This window comes from Flavobacterium sp. RHBU_24 (genome assembly GCF_046613695.1).
Lineage (GTDB): Bacteria > Bacteroidota > Bacteroidia > Flavobacteriales > Flavobacteriaceae > Flavobacterium.
Genome location: NZ_JBKJHD010000013.1, coordinates 45,801 through 61,250, shown reverse-complemented (window position 1 = coordinate 61,250; position 15,450 = coordinate 45,801). Strand labels below are relative to the sequence as shown.

Below are 15,450 nucleotides of genomic sequence, written 5' to 3'. Positions count from 1 at the left end.
GCAGAGGCGTACAGATACAATTAAAAAAGCCACGAATTGCACTAATTTATACAAATTTAAATTTGTCACAATTAATGCAATTCGTGGCTAATATTTATCAGGCAGATGAATTTAAATTTTAAAATTCATCATTGTTTCAGATATCTCTCAAACCCATAAATATCCACCTCCGCTTTTATATCAAACAATAGGCTAAACAGCCCAAAAAAGGTGCGGTTTACATAAATAAAATGTTTGCTGCCGCGGTTGGTATTCATCTTGCGGATGTTCTTGTCATTTGCAAAGCGCTCGCTAAGCCCCGCAATGGCGTTGTTAAACGATTCGCCCGAAAAATCAAAACGCGTGTGGCGGTACGGCTCTACAAACACATTGAGCAACTCATGGAACAGTTCTTTAAAATACTCCAACTCCTGCGGGGTATCGTCTGGTTTCAGTACGTCAAGCGTTATAAGTTTTTCGGTAAATAAAGTATCATTATCTAAAGTATCTGGCTGTATTAGCTCAAAATAGGGCGTGTAAAACTCCATTGGAAGCTCCTTCATACAGCCAAAGTCGATGGCTATTAAATTAGCATCTTCATCAACCAGGAAGTTGCCCGGATGCGGATCGGCGTGAAACTTGTGCAGCCCGTGTATCTGGTACATATAAAAATCATACAGCGCCTGGCCTACTTTATTACGTTTTTCCTGGCTGTGCTCCTGCTTGCACCATTCAGAAAGGTGGATGCCCCTCATCCAGTCCATCGTAATGATTTTTTCACAGCTCAGTTCGGGGTAATAGGTGGGAAAACGCAGGTTATCAAGTTTAGCACAGGCTATGCGTACTACTTCACTTTGTTGTAGCTCCAGCGTATAATCAGTCTCTTCCATCAGCTTGTCTTCCACTTCCTGAAAGTACTCATCGCTGGTACCTTTCAGGTTAAACATGCGCAGCGCAATGGGTTTTACCATGGCAATATCTGTCCCAATACTGTCTCGCACCCCGGGATACTGAATTTTTACCGCGAGGTCTTTACCTCCTTTTTTGGCACGGTGTACCTGGCCGATGCTGGCGGCGTTAACGCTCTCGGCGCTAAATTCATCAAAAAGCACGTGCGGCTCTGTGCCAAAGTATTTTTTAAACGTTTTCATTACCAGTGGGCCTGATAATGGAGGTACCGAGAACTGGCTCAACGAAAATTTCTCTACATAGCTTTGGGGCAGCAGGTTTTTTTCCATGCTCAGCATCTGTGCTACTTTAAGGGCGCTGCCTTTCAGCTCTTCTAGTCCGTCATAAATATCAGTGGCGTTATTTTCGTGCAGGGCGTCTTTAGTGGTTTCGGGGTTCACCATTTTCTGCCCGTAATATTTAAGGTAGTTGCCGCCTATTTTAACTCCGGTAGACACGAGTTTGGTAACCCGCTCAATTTTATTGGTGGGGATAGAATCTAATCGTTTCATTTTGTGGGGTTTTAGTTAAACCGTAAACTTTTCTTTCCAGATGAATTTGCCCAGGTCAAAAAGGCTATTTAGCGGGGTGTTGTACACCAAATCGCTCGATGCTTTAACGGATTTCTCGATAAACACATCGGTCTTTTCAAAGCCCGGAGAGGTATCGCGCAGCCAAAACTTAAAGATGGTTAAAAACTGTAGCCATGCCCCTTCCCGCAGTGCATCCTGCTGTATCTTCTCAGCCCTTGGGTGTTTCAGGTCAAATGGTTTATCAAGTATAGCCTGTGCATATACGGTAAATTCTTTGCGGAGTTCGCGCAGTTTCATCAGGTTTTTAAGCGTGCCACTGCCTTCGGTAAGGCTGTACACCACAAAGCTGCGGTTTGCGGTAGCAATTTCAAAAAAGGTAAAGTAAAAGGCAGATAATTTTTCTACGCCGCCATATGCTGCATAGGCGGGCGATTGCTCTAACGCCTCCAGCGCGTGGCTAAACATCTCCGCAAAATAATGGCGCTCAAGCACCTCAAACGAGCTGTAATATTTATAAAAGGTGGCTTCTTCGTAGCCGTTATCTTTTGCAAACTTATATACCGAAGCAGGTTTGTGGCCGTGCATAAGGCAATAATCTGCATATTGATCAATAATTTCAGATTTTGTAGGTTCTGTTGGTGGTATTACTTTCTTTGTTGCCATAGCTAAAAGTGTTAATTGACTGTAAATTTACTAAGCAATTAAACACGATGCTGCTGAAGGTGTGTTAATTATCGTTCAAAAAAAATGAAAGCTTCTGTAAGGAATATCGTTCGCGAATACCTTGAGTAGGCGTGAATTTAAGCAAAGGAATTACGAATTAATGTTACACAAGCCTTTAGTAAAGATATGTGCCGTGCAAAAAAAAACTCCCACAAAGGAGAGTCAGTTTAAAATTTCTTATTAAAATAGTACTTAGAGTCGAGGTCATCGTCTTCAAGTGTATTCAGCGGCTTTGGTTTTGGTTTTTTTGCAGCCGTCTTTTTTTTCCACGCCTCAAAACCGTCGGGAGACAGTCTTTTCTTCATTATGTCGGTCACTTCCTTTTCAGAGAGGCCATACTGGGCTTTTATCTCTTCAAATGGTTTTTTCTCTTCCTGGGCAAGCGATGCTATTTTATCTAGCGCTTCCCGGTTTAACTCTAAACGGCTGCTCTTTTTCATCACCCTGAAAAAATTAATTCAAAAAAAATATTATTATAGATTAAAGGATTGCTTCTTTCAATATTAGTAAAAAATACGATAAAATATAAGTTGTGATTTATTTTTTTTAAAATCCTAAAAAACATACCCCTAAGCCCTGTTTTCTTTGAATAATTTTTAAGTATACTGCTAAAAAGTATGTTTTAAGCAGGAAATTATTAAATGCATCATACAAAAAAGCATTGATAAAGAGCTGCAAAATCCTTAGGTATATTGAAATGCCCAGTAGATAAGCAAAAGCTGAAAGGGCAGGCGCAGCAGTACGGCCCACTTTGGCAGGCCCAATGCTGCCTCAGGGTTTACCGCCATGTATATGTTTGCGGGGAATACGGCTACAAGCAGCCCTATGGTAGCCCAGGCCGCTAAGTGCGAAATGGCCGGTATGCAAAGCCCTATACCGCAAAGTATCTCTGCTATTCCGCTAAGTGTGTTGAGTAACTTAGGGTTCGGCAGCTGTACGGGGATGATTTTTATATACATCCGCGGTACCCTTAAATGGTTAAGTCCCGCCAGTATATACAGTAGTGCCATAAGATAGAGGTGCCACGGTAGCTGCATGGTATAGCGTTTTGCCAAATGTACACTTTATCCCTGTTTATTGTGTGAAATATTCATTAAAACAATGGCGCCCAGTATCAGGGCTATACCCAGCCATTGTGATGTGCTTACGGTTTCGTGCAGCACAATATAGGCTGTGGTAACCGATACCGGCAATTCTACCGCCGAGACTATGCTGCCCATGCCCATGGGTATCTTTGGGAAACCGGCATTCATAAGCAATGGGGGCAGCAGCGTGCCAAAAACCGACAGGGGGATACCCCAGGTATAGAGAATCTCAACAGTAAAATGCCCCGGCCAGGTAATGGCGGTAAATACCAGTGCTACCACCGCTGCGCCATACAGCATATAGAGGCTGCGCTGTACGGGTGGCAGGTTTATGGCTATGCGGTTGCCTGCAAACATGGTAACTGTGTAGCTTACTGCCGCCAGCAGGCCCCATAGTATACCATGCCAGTGTGGCAATGCATCGGTTTTTAAAAGGTTGGTGGCCAGTAACGTGCCAGCAATTACCACTACTACAGCCAGTATTTTTTTAGGCGATGGCGTTTGTTTTGTAATCATCCATTCTGCCAGTACGCCCATCCATACGCTTTGCATGAGGAGCACAATGCCTACAGATACAGGTACATACTTTACCGCCAGGTAGTAAAACACAGTGGTAAAGCCTATAGAAGTGCCGGACAGGAGCAGGGCTAGGATATTGTTTGAAGTCGCTTTACATCCTTGGGTTGCTTACTCTTTTGGAATAACCATAACGCTGCCACGCATACAATGCCCAATACCATTTGCGAAACGGTAACCTCGGCGGTAGTGTAGCCTTTGGCATAGGCCATTTTTACAAATGTAGCCAGCAGGCCATAGCTTGCCGCGCCCAGCCCTACCAGCAGTACTCCCTTAACCATGTTGTTGCTAACCATTTTTTAAATTTTTAAAAAGCGGGCAAAGTTAGTGTTTAAGTGGTAAGTAGTCGTCAACCGGAAGGTATTTATTAACAGTGCAATAATTCGCAATAAATACAGTTGTGGTAGTGTACTCACATTTTAAAAAGGGGAGGGCTTTAATACAACATCGCGTCCTAATAACAAATTTTAAATGAACAAGTTACTTTTGGCAATGTGCCTTATTTCTTTATCGGGCCAGGCGCAGGACAACCTTACAGTTTCCGACACCATATGGCAGCCCGACACATCAAAACACCAATTTGGGTACAGGCAGCTTATCATTCCGGGGGTGCTTATTGGCTATGGGGTAATAGGTATTGGGTCTGACCAGCTTATTATTTACAACCAAAACATCCACAACGAAGTGAAGGAAGATATTGACCAAAAAATAACTATTGATGACTTTAGCCAGTATGTTCCCATGCTATCGGTTTACGCCTTAAACTTTGCAGGGATTGAAGGTAGGCATAACCTGGGCGACCGTACTATTATAATGGCTACATCATACCTTATAATGGCTACAACCGTAACCACATTAAAACACACGGTACATGAATACCGGCCTGACAGGACTTCAGAGAACTCTTTCCCTTCCGGGCATACGGCTACAGCCTTTAGTGGCGCTGAATTTTTATGGCAGGAGTATAAAGATAAAAATATATGGTATGGTATATCCGGCTATGCCGTTGCTGCCGGTACGGGTATATTCCGCATGTACAACGACCGTCACTGGCTTACCGATGTGGCCGCCGGGGCGGGTATAGGCATATTGAGTACCAAGGCTGCGTACTGGCTTTTCCCGGTTATTAAAAAATATATTTTTGGTGGGCATGAAAGCAAAACTACCGGAATGGTATTGCCATTTTATAACGGGCAGCAAATGGGTATGGCCGCTGCAATACGGCTTTAATCATTATTCTTTAAACTCTTTTAAATCCACCCCTACGGCCAGCACATTAGGCACATAAGGCCCTTTAAAATTATTTTTGATGGTAATGGTATTGTCTCCTTTTGTTAATACCGTGTTTTTTAAAACGGTATGGAGGTCGCATACGTCGCCCGCGCAGTCTAAGGAGCTGCCGTCGGCTTTGCCGGTAAGGTCAAGCAGTATAGAGACATACTGTGTGCTGCCATCGGGTGCGGTGATGCCTATGGATAGCGGAATATCGGTAAACTGGGGGCCGGATACAAAAGAAAACAGCAGCCCGAGTTGAGTTATACCATCTCCCGTAACATTGACACTAAATGTTTGTATATAGGTTTTTGGCCAGCGGTTATCAGGAAAATCTTTATTAATTGTTGATGAATTTCCACATGCTGCCAATAACAACATTACCGGTATGAGTAACAGTTTCTTCATGCTTAAGGTATTTTAGTACTGTTATAACGTAACATCAGAATCTTTATTACCTACACAATTAACGGCTTAAAAGATGTATAAACGTAGAGGTAATAAATTGCTTGCACTTCCTGCCCCGCAGATTTATCAGTTTGTTGCTATGTAATGGAGGCAATTAATAATTGGTCAAAAATAATAATTCTTCAAACATTTGTACCTTTGCCGTTCTAAACCGGGCGTATGGAATTATTCATTTACATTTTTGCAGCAATTTTTTCGGTTATTAACCCTCTTGGTGCAGTGCCTATTTTTGTGGGCCTTACCCAGGGAGATTCCCTTCGCGAACGCCAGCGCATCTCCTTCTGGACCGCCATAAATGTATTTATAATCCTGATAGTGTCATTTTTTATAGGACAGTATGCCCTAACGTTCTTCGGTATAAGTATCGACGCACTCCGTATAGCCGGCGGATTTATCATTGTAAACAGCGGCTTCTCCCTGCTTAACCGCCGTTTTAACAAAGGCCGCGGTATGCACAGGGAAATTGAAGAAGACGCGCAAAACCGTAACGACATAGCCCTTTCTCCCCTGGCTATACCCATACTGGCCGGGCCGGGCAGCATCTCCCTGCTCATAGCCATGTACCCTGACTATCCCGAAATCTGGCAGAAAATAATAGCGGTACTCGCTATGGCATCGGTAGCGCTGGTTATTTTTTTAATGCTGCGCAGCGCGCATTACCTCTCCCGCATACTGGGCGCGTCTGGTATTGTGGCCATATCGCGCATTATCGGGTTTATTACTGTTGCCATCGGGGTTCAGTACATCATCAGTTCGGTACAAAATATTATAACGTCGATTAATTTTTAGGTTGGATAATCTTTATCGTCGTGTTGCCTACACCGATGCGTGCTATCCACCAACTGTTAATTTTCCCTCGTACCTTTGGTTTAAAGAGCCTCCTTCAAAATTAATACTTGTACAATTTTTTGTAAATATAACTTCAGGCACATTTTCCATAGCGTAAACGTAACTGAAATATCCCGGCTTTAAAATATTCCTGTTAGCGCCGCGTTGTTGATGCCTATTTGTTTAGGATCAAAAGAAAATTTATCTTTTAGCAGGGCGGCATATACGCTCCTGAAGTCATGTTCATGTATCAGGTCGCCATGGTCAAGATTTACAAGATCAGGATTTTTCCCTATTACCTTCCCCTTGTTTTTTCCTCCTATGATAAACATGGGGGCGGCGGTACCATGGTCTGTACCGTGCCCATTGTCCTGCACCCTGCGGCCAAATTCTGAAAAAATAACCACGGTTACTTCGTCCATCTTTTTTGCAGCCTTAAGGTCGGTATAAAAAGCATGTACAGCATCGCTTACTTCGGCAAGTTTGCTTTTATGCTTGTTTAGCTGCCCCTCGTGCGTGTCGAAGCCGGATAGTGAAGTGTAGTACACTTTACTATTCAGCCCGCCTTTAATAAGCCCTGCAATCCATTCCATTTTTTTTGAGGTCTGCGATTTTGGGTAACTGATATCGGCTGGCTTTGCTTTGTTAAGCGCGGTTTTTATTTTGTCAGCGCTTTCATTTACCGAGTTCGACAGTTTGCGTACAAAATCGAGTTGAGGGTTTTGGCTTAATATACCGGTTTTATTCTCTATATTATTTTTTATTCCTACAGGATTATTTATCGTTATGGTATTTAGTTCATTTCCCCTTAAAGCCAGTGTATCGGTATTATCTATATTGATACTGGCGGTAGGATTATGTGCATCGCACTGCAGGTCTAAAAACCTGCCCAGCCAGCCGTTACTAAGATATTCGTTTGGCGCTGCTGTTACCCATATTTCCTGGCTGCGAAAGTGGGAGCGGTTTGGTTCAGGGTATCCTACGTTTTGTATAACGGTAAGGTCTCCTTTTTGCTGGATATCGGCCAGGCCCTTAAGAGCAGGGTGAAAGCCCATGCCGTTATGGCCGGCTATTATATCGTTTTTGTTAATAGCTATAGCGGGGCGGTACTTGTAGTACAGTTCATCCTGGTAAGGTATAAAGGTATTTAGCCCATCATTACCGCCATTTAGCTGGATAAAAACCAGGCAGCTGTCGCCGGGGGTAAGATTTTCCTGAAGGGCATAAGAGTACAAAAAATCAGGAAGCAGTAGCAACCCTCCGGTGCATGTACCGGTAAGTTTAAAAAAATTTCTCCTGTGCATAATCTTTCATCATTTAAATTAACTGAAATTCAGGTGTCTTAACTATAAAATTAAATAGGCGTAATACACCGTTTTCGGCACCCTGGCTTTTAGGGTCAAAATCATACGGTAATATAGTTTTAAAGCTTTCTTCAAGTGTATCGTCGGTAGCAAACAAGAGCCTGTTTTTAAGACTTTCAATTACGCCGGTATTGCCATTGTGTGTTTCATAAATTAATTTTGGCTTTAGCTCATATCCCTTTTCTGTTTGTGCGCTTTTAGAAATATTATTGTTTTGTAGCCTCCCTTTACACAATCGGTCTGCAACAAGATTACGCTGCATAAAAAGTTGAGCTGTTATCCAGCTTTTGCCTCCTTCCCAGCCTTTTACATTTAACTGGTTATAAAGATCCATATTTTGGCTTTTTAAAAAAACATGTACAAGTTTATAGTCAATATTCTTATAACCCAGTTCGTTTATAATTTGCAATATGTAGACAAGCGGATCTTTTATTTTTGAACCCTCAGTGGGTTTGTCATATTCCTCGGTAAATATCTTTATCAGAAATGGCTTCATCTCATAATCAACCTCTCGCAGGTAATTACCATAGTATAGTACCAAATCTTGGGGCGGATTATCATAAATAAACCATTTCAATATTTTAGAAGTAATAAGATAGGGAGCATTTTTTTGTTCAAAAATAATATCTACCATCTCGTCTGCCTTAAAATTACCTGTTTTCCCAAAATATATAAAGGGCTCGTTATTTTCTTTAGCCTTTATATAATGGCCCTTATCATCGCCGGCGGTAAGTCCTGCCAGGCCCTTTGCTCCATTTTTAATATCCTGTTCGCTATAGTTGCCTATTCCCAGTGTAAATAACTCTAAAAGCTCACGGCTAAGGTTTTCATTATAATTTCCTTTGCGGTTTCTATTATTATCCAGATATTGTATTTGTGCATTAGTTTGTATGGCTTTTTTTGTGAGTTCTCTAAAATTGCTAAAGGCTTCAACCCGCAAAAGTTGATTATGCTGGTAGTTGCGGTAGGTAATATTTGATGAAGCCACAAAATGATTATGCCAAAACAGTACTAGTTTTTCGCGCAGGGGGTATGAGCTGGTGTCCATTTTTTCAATCCACCATGTTTTTATGTCAATAACGCCGTCATCATAATTTTTCCGTGCCTCCATTCTGCTTTCTTCGGTTAGACTCATCTTTTTTTTAAGAGCCTCATACTCCTCTACTGTTTTTGGCATTTTATTGATAAGCGGTGGCTCATCTGTAGGCAGTGGCGCTGCAAAAGATTTTTGCAGGAAGGCTTTTATTCCCTCCTTTTTAATTTCACTTGCCTGTTTCCCACTAAAGCCAAGGCGCAATGACCAAAGATGTGCGTTGTTCATAATATCGAGTATATGATAAGTAATAATGCGGGTATATGGGTTAGACGTTTATAACGCTTAAAAGTTTAAATTATTAGTTAAATTTTTCTGGGTCTTCTATAAGGTCGAACGTATGTACGCAACGCATATACAGTTATTTATTTCCCAAAAAGATACCTCAAGCAATACTAACAACGATAACAGGTAAGGCGGGCAGTAAGGCTTTTGACTTCCATAAGTATGCTTTTGGGCGGCTTTTATCAAAACTTACTTTAAACAATACTTTCTGCTGGCTATATTCTATGCTGGAAGCCTGCGCCAATGCCGTTAACGATAACAGGCATAGCAGTAGTTGCAATAATTTTTTCATAATTAAAAAATAAGCTGTTTGATATCGCCGTTTTGGGTAACCATATATATCTGTTTCTTTTCTACCGGAGGGGCAGATTTAGGCTGAGGCGTTATAGTAGCCGGCGGCTCCGGTTTGGTAAGGTCGATGGTTACGGCTATGTCATAAAACAATTGTACCGCCGGCTCTGTAACTTCAGGGTTTATAACGTAGGTATGGGTTTTTAACATTACGGGGTTGTAATATTGGGTTTCGTTCTTAGCCGTTTCGTTTATCACCGCATTCTTTGTATAAGGCAGCTGGTGGCGCGAAAAAGCGGTATACCCCGCATAGCTTTCTATAGGGTAAGCCACGTTAAAGCTTTCGCTAAACGTGCGCTTCTTCTTGGTAAGGTCTTCGCCTTTTAATTCTGAATAAAATTTCAGCTTGCTGTTAAATTCTTCCAGTGTTTTTTGCTGCAACTTTTGCATCACGGCATCAAGGTTGGTCACCACGTGGTCTACCTTTACAAAATCGTACACCTCTTCCTTGGCGCATGCCGAAATAATCCGGTCGAGTAGCTGTCCTTTGTATTTAATAATGATGTTCTTTTTAAGTTCGTAGCCTGCGGGCTTTTCGTTATACGTCTTTTTATTGAATATCTTTTTTGAGGCCTCAAATTCATACACCGGTACAAACGATATCATGTCGGTTATTACCTCGGCGGCAGGGTCAATAGTTTTTAACTGCGCTTTAATATTCGCTATTTTTTCGTTTACAATACCGTCTATTTCCTCTGGCGTAATACCCACCTGCACCAGGCTGAACGTTGCCGAATACAGCCCCGCCTTCTCATTATAAATACCCCGTATGCTAAAGGTAAAACTGTTGCTGCCCTCATAACTTATGGTTTGCATGGCTTGCTGTTTTTGCTGATAATGGTTATTGCCATAATTAGCGTTGCCCATTTCCTGCGCGGTACTACCATTCGTACAGCCTAAAAAGATAATAAGCGCTGAAGTAAAAAGATTTTTCATGTTTATGATTTTTAAATGTTTATGCTGCAAACCTACCCGGACTGAAAAAAAAATGCGTTGCAAACCCGTGGTAAACAGCGGGAAAAGTATTTTTCAGTAGTTTTACAGTACATTTACAGCACAGGAAACCGAAGCTGAACCTAACTTTGCCACAGCCCTGATGGATGATATGCACACATTTTACCTGCTCAAACAAAACATACTGGCAAAGTACCGGGAGGCATTTCCGTTTTACACCGGTAGCATACAGGGCTTTGGCAACCGGGAAATAGCGCAGCTTATAGACCTGGTAGAAAAAGACTGCCATGAGCGCGTAAGCGAAAAATGGGTATATACCCACCTGAAGCCCGAAACCAACCAAAAGCTGCCACGCCGCGATATGCTGGATATTTTTTGCAAATGGACGGGAGCGGGGAGCTGGGAGGAGTTTGTTTTTAGCAAAGCGAGTAGTAATCAGCCTCCCGTGGTGAGTGTTCAGATAGCAGCGGTGGATAGCCATCAAGGAATAAAAAAGTTTGTGGCGCCGATAGCCATTGCGGCGCTTACCATTATTACCGGAATGCTGCTGGCATTTGGCGTATTTAAAGGCGCTGCTAAAGTAAGCATCTGCCTGAAGGATAAGTACACGCAAAAGCCCGTGGAGGCCGATAAGGTAAGCCTGTATCTGCTGGAGGACAGTAAGAAAACAAAGCTTACAGGTAAGGACAACTGTTTTATGCTTGCGCTGAAAACTGAAAAAGCGCTGGTAGCTGTTGAAAGCGCTTATTATAAGGCCGATACGCTTACCATTGAATCGGGCAATGAAAACCCGGAGTTCGACCTTCAGCCCGATGACTATGCCATGATGGTACGCGCCTACATGAACGGCAATGTGGCCGACTGGAAGAAACGCCGCCAGCAGCTTAGCGACATTATATCGGATGATGCTGTGATACAGGAGGTGATGTTTGATGATATAGGCGTGGAGTTTTTAAACAAACAGGAATATATTGACAAAGTTACCACACCAGGCATTGTAGTTAAGAATATGGAAGTGGTGGAGATAAAATATGACGGAGGGAAAATTATTTCGCTCAAATTTATGCAAAAAGGAAAATGAAGATACTGATAGCCCTGTTATTGTTACTCGCTTTACCCGCCGCCGCGCAGGATGCAGGGCCGGCCAAACGACAGATGGCTGCAAAAATGCTTATGGCTTATGAAGCGAAGTCTAAAAGCAAGGTAGCCGAGTTTTACAACTACTTGGAACTGCTTAGCGACCCCAAACTCGATACAGAAATGAAAATGCAGGTTACTTTACAGGCTAAAAAACTTTTTGGTAATGAAAAAACTATGGTCGCTGATGTGTTTGATAAAAAAACTAAATTAGTAACACTTGACGCCCTGCTTCAAACCGCTGCGTCGCAAAAAGAAAAATACAGCTTTACTATAACTGATTTTAAACCGGCACGCCCGATAGGGAATACCGAAAGCTGGACACTGCGCTACAGGCTCAACTATAAGAACAGCACCATTGCAGTAGAGCAGGGGTACTTTTTAGAGGATATCGTTAAAGATTTTGGAACGCTAACACAGGTGGTAACATCCGCTTATTTAGGCGATATAAAATTGATGCAATAATTTTTTGGAAATTTTACCACAGGAGGCACAAAGTATTTTCACAAGGTGCACTAAGGCAAACGAAGGGGCCAAAGCTTGTGTGCCAACTTTGTGTTCTCTGTACGTTAAAAAAAAATAGCCACGCAGCTTTGTGTTTTTAGTAAAAATATTTTATGGCCCTTGTGGTAAAAAAATCCATTGCAGTAAAAGTATAAAAAGAAAAACCTCCCCAAAGGAAGGTTTAACTGCTGATTTCAACTATAAACACAACTCTACTAAAGTTGACTCTTTACAAAACCCACCGCAACCGTGTTGTTGCTCTGCGGGTCGATAAGTATAAAAGTTCCGTTACCCCTGTTTGCTTCAAAGGAATCTAAAAACAAAGGCGCTGCCAGTTTAAGCTGCACATTTGCAATATCATTAAGTTGTAAGGCCGAAGCTTCATAGGTTTCCGCAGGATTTTCAGGCGGAATAATGCTGGCTATGGCCTGCAATTTACATACTGCCGTACGCGCACCTGATTGAATTATATAGCGCCCGCCGGCCTGCGCCTGCTTCTCGTCCATCCACACTAAGGTAGCAGAAATATCTTTAGCCAGCAAGATATTATTTTTTTCTTTAACCAGCATCATTCCACGGCTTGCATCTACATCATCTCTTAAACGAATTTGTATCGAAGCGCCTTTATGGGCAGTTTGCAGTGTATCGGTAAACTTACGTATTTCAATAACCTCGCTGCTGGTGCCTGACGGCAATATGCTTAATGTATCGCCTACTGCAATGCTGCCGCTGATAATACGTCCGGCATAAGAACGGTAATCTGTAAATGCTGCATTTTGCACATGCAGTACCTGCTGCACATCCATACGGAAATCATCAGTATCGGCAACATCGGGCACTATGCTGTGCAGTATCGCAGATAAACTTTCGCCGGTATACCATGGCATGCGCGCCGAGGTGTTCACCACATTGTCGCCCTTAAGCGAACTTATGGGTATTACATGTATATCGGGCGTATGGGCAAACTGCGCCGTCATTTTATTTATTTGAGATGCAATGTTAAGGAACACATCTTCACTAAAATCCACCAAATCCATTTTATTGATGCAAAACACCACTGTTTTTAACCGCAGCAGGCTGCTGATAAAATAGTGCCTGTGGGTTTGCTCCAGCAACCCCTTACGGGCATCAATAAGTATGATAGATACCTCACTGTTGCTGGCACCCGTAACCATATTGCGGGTATATTCCACATGGCCGGGGCTGTCGGCAATTATAAACTTGCGGGTATCGCTGCTAAAGTAAATATGGGCCACATCAATGGTAATGCCCTGCTCCCTTTCGGCAATAAGCCCATCGGTAATTACCGAAAAATCAAGGTCGGCAAGCCCTTTTTCCTTGGTCTTGCGCTCAATAAGCTCTACCTGTTCTATGGTAAGCGCGTTGCTGTCGTTAAGAAAACGCCCTATCAGGGTGCTTTTACCGTCGTCTACACTGCCGGCTGTATTTATGCGTAGTAAATCCATAATTCTTTTTTAAAAGCGGCTAAGCTGCTGAGTTTCTTAGCTGCTGAGCGTTTATAAAATCGTCTACTCCTTGTATTGACTGCAGAGGGTAGCTTGCTGCTAAGTAGCTTAGGAGCTAAGCAGCTTAGGAGCTTCCTTAAAAATATCCCCCTTTTTTGCGCTGCTCTAATGCAGCCTCACTGCGCTTATCGTCCATACGGGCGCCGCGCTCAGATGATTTAGAAGATTTGTTTTCATATAATATATCGTCAATCTCCGATGCCCGGCTAACAAACGCCGCGGTACAGGTCATATCGCCCACGGTACGGAAACGCACCGTCAGTTCTTCAATCTCATCGGTATCCACCAGGTTAAGGTGTTCGCTCCAGGCAAGGTAGGCACCGTCACGTTTTACCAGTTTGCGCTCATGGGAAAAGTATATGGTGGGCAGGCCTATTTGCTCCTGCTTGATGTAGTGCCAAACGTCTTCCTCTGTCCAGTTGCTTATGGGGAATGCCCTCACGTTTTCGCCAAAGGCTATTTTACCATTCAGTATATTGAAAAGCTCCGGGCGTTGTTTCTTTGCATCCCATTGCCCAAAGTCGTCACGCACTGAAAAGATGCGCTCCTTTGCCCGTGATTTTTCTTCATCGCGGCGGGCGCCGCCCATGCAGGCATCGAAGCCAAATTCTTCAATGGCATCCAGCAGGGTTACGGTTTGCAGCGCATTGCGGCTGGCATGCTTACCGGTTTCTTCCTGTACTTTTTTCTGGTCAATGCTGTCCTGAACGTAGCGTACTATAAGTTCTACACCCAGTTCTTTAACCAGCTCGTCGCGAAATGCAATGGTTTCAGGAAAGTTATGCCCGGTATCTATATGCAGGAACGGGAACGGGATTTTAGCCGGGTAAAAGGCTTTTTGTGCCAGGCGGGCCAGCGTAATGCTGTCTTTACCGCCGCTAAAAAGCAGCACCGGCTTCTGGAACTGTGCCACTACCTCACGGATGATGTAGATACCTTCGTCTTCAAGGGTTTGTAAATGTGATGATATATGTTGTGCCATGGTATTAATAGTTTTTATCAGTATGTATGTGCAGGCCGCACTCTTTCTTGCCGTCTTCCCACCACCAGCGCCCGGCACGGAAGGGCTCGCCTTCGGCCAACGCCCGTGTGCAGGGGGCACAGCCTATGCTGAGGTAACCTTTTTTATACAAACTGTTAAGGGGAATATTATAAGTATCTATTAACGCTTCGGTTTCTTTCAAGCTGTAGTGTAGCAACGGATTGTATTTAACCAACTGGTTGGCTTCATCCCACTCTAAAAACTGCATGTCGCTACGGTTTTCGCTCTGCTCGGCACGAAGGCCGGTAATCCAGAGTTCTGCTCCCTTTATGGCTCTTTGCAGCGGCACTACCTTACGGATGCGGCAGCACTCCTTGCGGTTTTCTATGCTGTTGTAAAAACCGTTAACCCCGTGCTTGCTTACGTAAGTGTTTACATCTTCCGCATCGGGGAAAAACGTTTGTACGTTAAGCGCAGGGTATTTGTTTTGGGTGCGCTGAAATACCTCGTAGGTCTCTGTAAACTGCCGGCCGGTATCGAGTGTAAATGTGGTAATAAATTCGGCATATGGCGCTAAAAAGTGCGTAAGCGCCTGGTCTTCTATGCCAAAAGACGTAGAAAACACCTTTTTGCCTTCAAAATTTTTAATTACAAACGCAAGGGCATCCACAAGGGGCATCCCCTGCAATTCCCGGTTTAAGTAGTCTATTTTCTCCTTCATCATCGTGTGCAAAAATACGTAACTGTAATAGTTGCCAAATATACTATTAGTCTATGGAAGTTGTAGGGTGTTTAATGGAATTTTTTTATTGTGCAGAAAACCTGCTGTCTATATTGAAATG

At 43.0% G+C, this 15,450-nt stretch carries 18 protein-coding genes; 4 read left to right on the top strand and 14 right to left on the bottom strand.

Annotated elements, in window-relative coordinates; genetic code table 11:
• Window positions 1-128 precede the first annotated feature (128 nt).
• From ACLI09_RS13195 to ACLI09_RS13170, 6 genes are all read right to left on the bottom strand, one after another.
• Entirely contained in the window at window positions 129-1,439 is a 1,311-nt protein-coding gene (locus ACLI09_RS13195; protein WP_411420097.1) for an ABC1 kinase family protein, read from the bottom strand.
• A 15-nt stretch (window positions 1,440-1,454) separates the two neighbouring features.
• Window positions 1,455-2,123, bottom strand: a complete 669-nt coding sequence (locus ACLI09_RS13190) for a TetR family transcriptional regulator C-terminal domain-containing protein (protein ID WP_411420096.1) — start codon at window positions 2,121-2,123, stop codon at window positions 1,455-1,457.
• A gap of 227 nt (window positions 2,124-2,350) precedes the next feature.
• Window positions 2,351-2,623: a DUF2805 domain-containing protein gene (locus tag ACLI09_RS13185; protein ID WP_411420095.1), complete on the bottom strand. Its 273-nt coding sequence runs from the start codon at window positions 2,621-2,623 to the stop codon at window positions 2,351-2,353.
• A gap of 243 nt (window positions 2,624-2,866) precedes the next feature.
• Complete coding sequence (locus ACLI09_RS13180) at window positions 2,867-3,220, bottom strand: DoxX family protein (protein WP_411420094.1); 354 nt, start codon at window positions 3,218-3,220, stop codon at window positions 2,867-2,869.
• Window positions 3,221-3,247: 27 nt separating this feature from the next.
• Complete coding sequence (locus tag ACLI09_RS13175) at window positions 3,248-3,877, bottom strand: EamA family transporter (RefSeq protein WP_411420093.1); 630 nt, start codon at window positions 3,875-3,877, stop codon at window positions 3,248-3,250.
• Window positions 3,878-3,915: 38 nt separating this feature from the next.
• Complete coding sequence (locus ACLI09_RS13170; protein ID WP_411420092.1) at window positions 3,916-4,140, bottom strand: hypothetical protein; 225 nt, start codon at window positions 4,138-4,140, stop codon at window positions 3,916-3,918.
• Window positions 4,141-4,315: 175 nt separating this feature from the next.
• Here ACLI09_RS13170 and ACLI09_RS13165 point away from each other — a divergent pair, with 175 nt between their 5' ends.
• Entirely contained in the window at window positions 4,316-5,074 is a 759-nt protein-coding gene (locus tag ACLI09_RS13165; protein WP_411420091.1) for a phosphatase PAP2 family protein, read from the top strand.
• Window positions 5,075-5,077: 3 nt separating this feature from the next.
• On the opposite strand, the gene ACLI09_RS13160 is transcribed toward ACLI09_RS13165, so the two are convergent.
• Window positions 5,078-5,524 (bottom strand): hypothetical protein, encoded by a 447-nt coding sequence (locus ACLI09_RS13160; RefSeq protein WP_411420090.1) that lies wholly within the window; start codon window positions 5,522-5,524, stop codon window positions 5,078-5,080.
• 219 nt (window positions 5,525-5,743) lie between these two features.
• Here ACLI09_RS13160 and ACLI09_RS13155 point away from each other — a divergent pair, with 219 nt between their 5' ends.
• Window positions 5,744-6,373, top strand: coding sequence for a MarC family NAAT transporter (locus tag ACLI09_RS13155; protein ID WP_411420089.1), 630 nt, complete (start codon window positions 5,744-5,746; stop codon window positions 6,371-6,373).
• Window positions 6,374-6,552: 179 nt separating this feature from the next.
• Here the strand turns inward: ACLI09_RS13155 and ACLI09_RS13150 are convergent, their stop codons facing one another.
• The 4 genes from ACLI09_RS13150 to ACLI09_RS13135 all read right to left on the bottom strand — a co-directional run bounded on the left by ACLI09_RS13150 (window position 6,553) and on the right by ACLI09_RS13135 (window position 10,441).
• On the bottom strand, window positions 6,553-7,716 hold the full coding sequence (locus tag ACLI09_RS13150; RefSeq protein ID WP_411420088.1) for a DUF1501 domain-containing protein: 1,164 nt from the start codon (window positions 7,714-7,716) through the stop codon (window positions 6,553-6,555).
• Between the two features lie 13 nt (window positions 7,717-7,729).
• Complete coding sequence (locus ACLI09_RS13145) at window positions 7,730-9,097, bottom strand: DUF1800 family protein (protein WP_411420087.1); 1,368 nt, start codon at window positions 9,095-9,097, stop codon at window positions 7,730-7,732.
• A 157-nt stretch (window positions 9,098-9,254) separates the two neighbouring features.
• Window positions 9,255-9,446, bottom strand: a complete 192-nt coding sequence (locus ACLI09_RS13140) for a hypothetical protein (protein ID WP_411420086.1) — start codon at window positions 9,444-9,446, stop codon at window positions 9,255-9,257.
• A gap of 2 nt (window positions 9,447-9,448) precedes the next feature.
• Window positions 9,449-10,441 (bottom strand): hypothetical protein, encoded by a 993-nt coding sequence (locus ACLI09_RS13135; RefSeq protein ID WP_411420085.1) that lies wholly within the window; start codon window positions 10,439-10,441, stop codon window positions 9,449-9,451.
• 160 nt (window positions 10,442-10,601) lie between these two features.
• Between ACLI09_RS13135 and ACLI09_RS13130 the strand changes: the two genes are divergently transcribed.
• Together ACLI09_RS13130 and ACLI09_RS13125 are read left to right on the top strand one after the other, a co-directional pair.
• Entirely contained in the window at window positions 10,602-11,540 is a 939-nt protein-coding gene (locus ACLI09_RS13130) for a hypothetical protein (protein WP_411420084.1), read from the top strand.
• Window positions 11,537-12,061 carry a hypothetical protein gene (locus ACLI09_RS13125; RefSeq protein WP_411420083.1) on the top strand — a complete coding sequence of 175 codons (525 nt, stop codon included), beginning with the start codon at window positions 11,537-11,539 and terminating at the stop codon, window positions 12,059-12,061. The genes ACLI09_RS13130 and ACLI09_RS13125 overlap by 4 nt, the downstream gene beginning before the upstream one ends.
• Before the next feature lie 254 nt (window positions 12,062-12,315).
• Here the strand turns inward: ACLI09_RS13125 and ACLI09_RS13120 are convergent, their stop codons facing one another.
• The 3 genes from ACLI09_RS13120 to ACLI09_RS13110 form a co-directional block, all read right to left on the bottom strand.
• On the bottom strand, window positions 12,316-13,566 hold the full coding sequence (locus ACLI09_RS13120) for a sulfate adenylyltransferase subunit 1 (protein WP_411420082.1): 1,251 nt from the start codon (window positions 13,564-13,566) through the stop codon (window positions 12,316-12,318).
• 136 nt (window positions 13,567-13,702) lie between these two features.
• The gene (cysD, locus tag ACLI09_RS13115) at window positions 13,703-14,608 is read right to left on the bottom strand and encodes a sulfate adenylyltransferase subunit CysD (protein ID WP_411420081.1); all 906 of its coding nucleotides are present in this window, start codon (window positions 14,606-14,608) and stop codon (window positions 13,703-13,705) included.
• Window positions 14,609-14,612: 4 nt separating this feature from the next.
• A complete protein-coding gene (locus ACLI09_RS13110; RefSeq protein WP_411420140.1) occupies window positions 14,613-15,329 on the bottom strand; it encodes a phosphoadenylyl-sulfate reductase in 717 nt (238 codons plus the stop codon).
• Window positions 15,330-15,450: the final 121 nt, after the last annotated feature.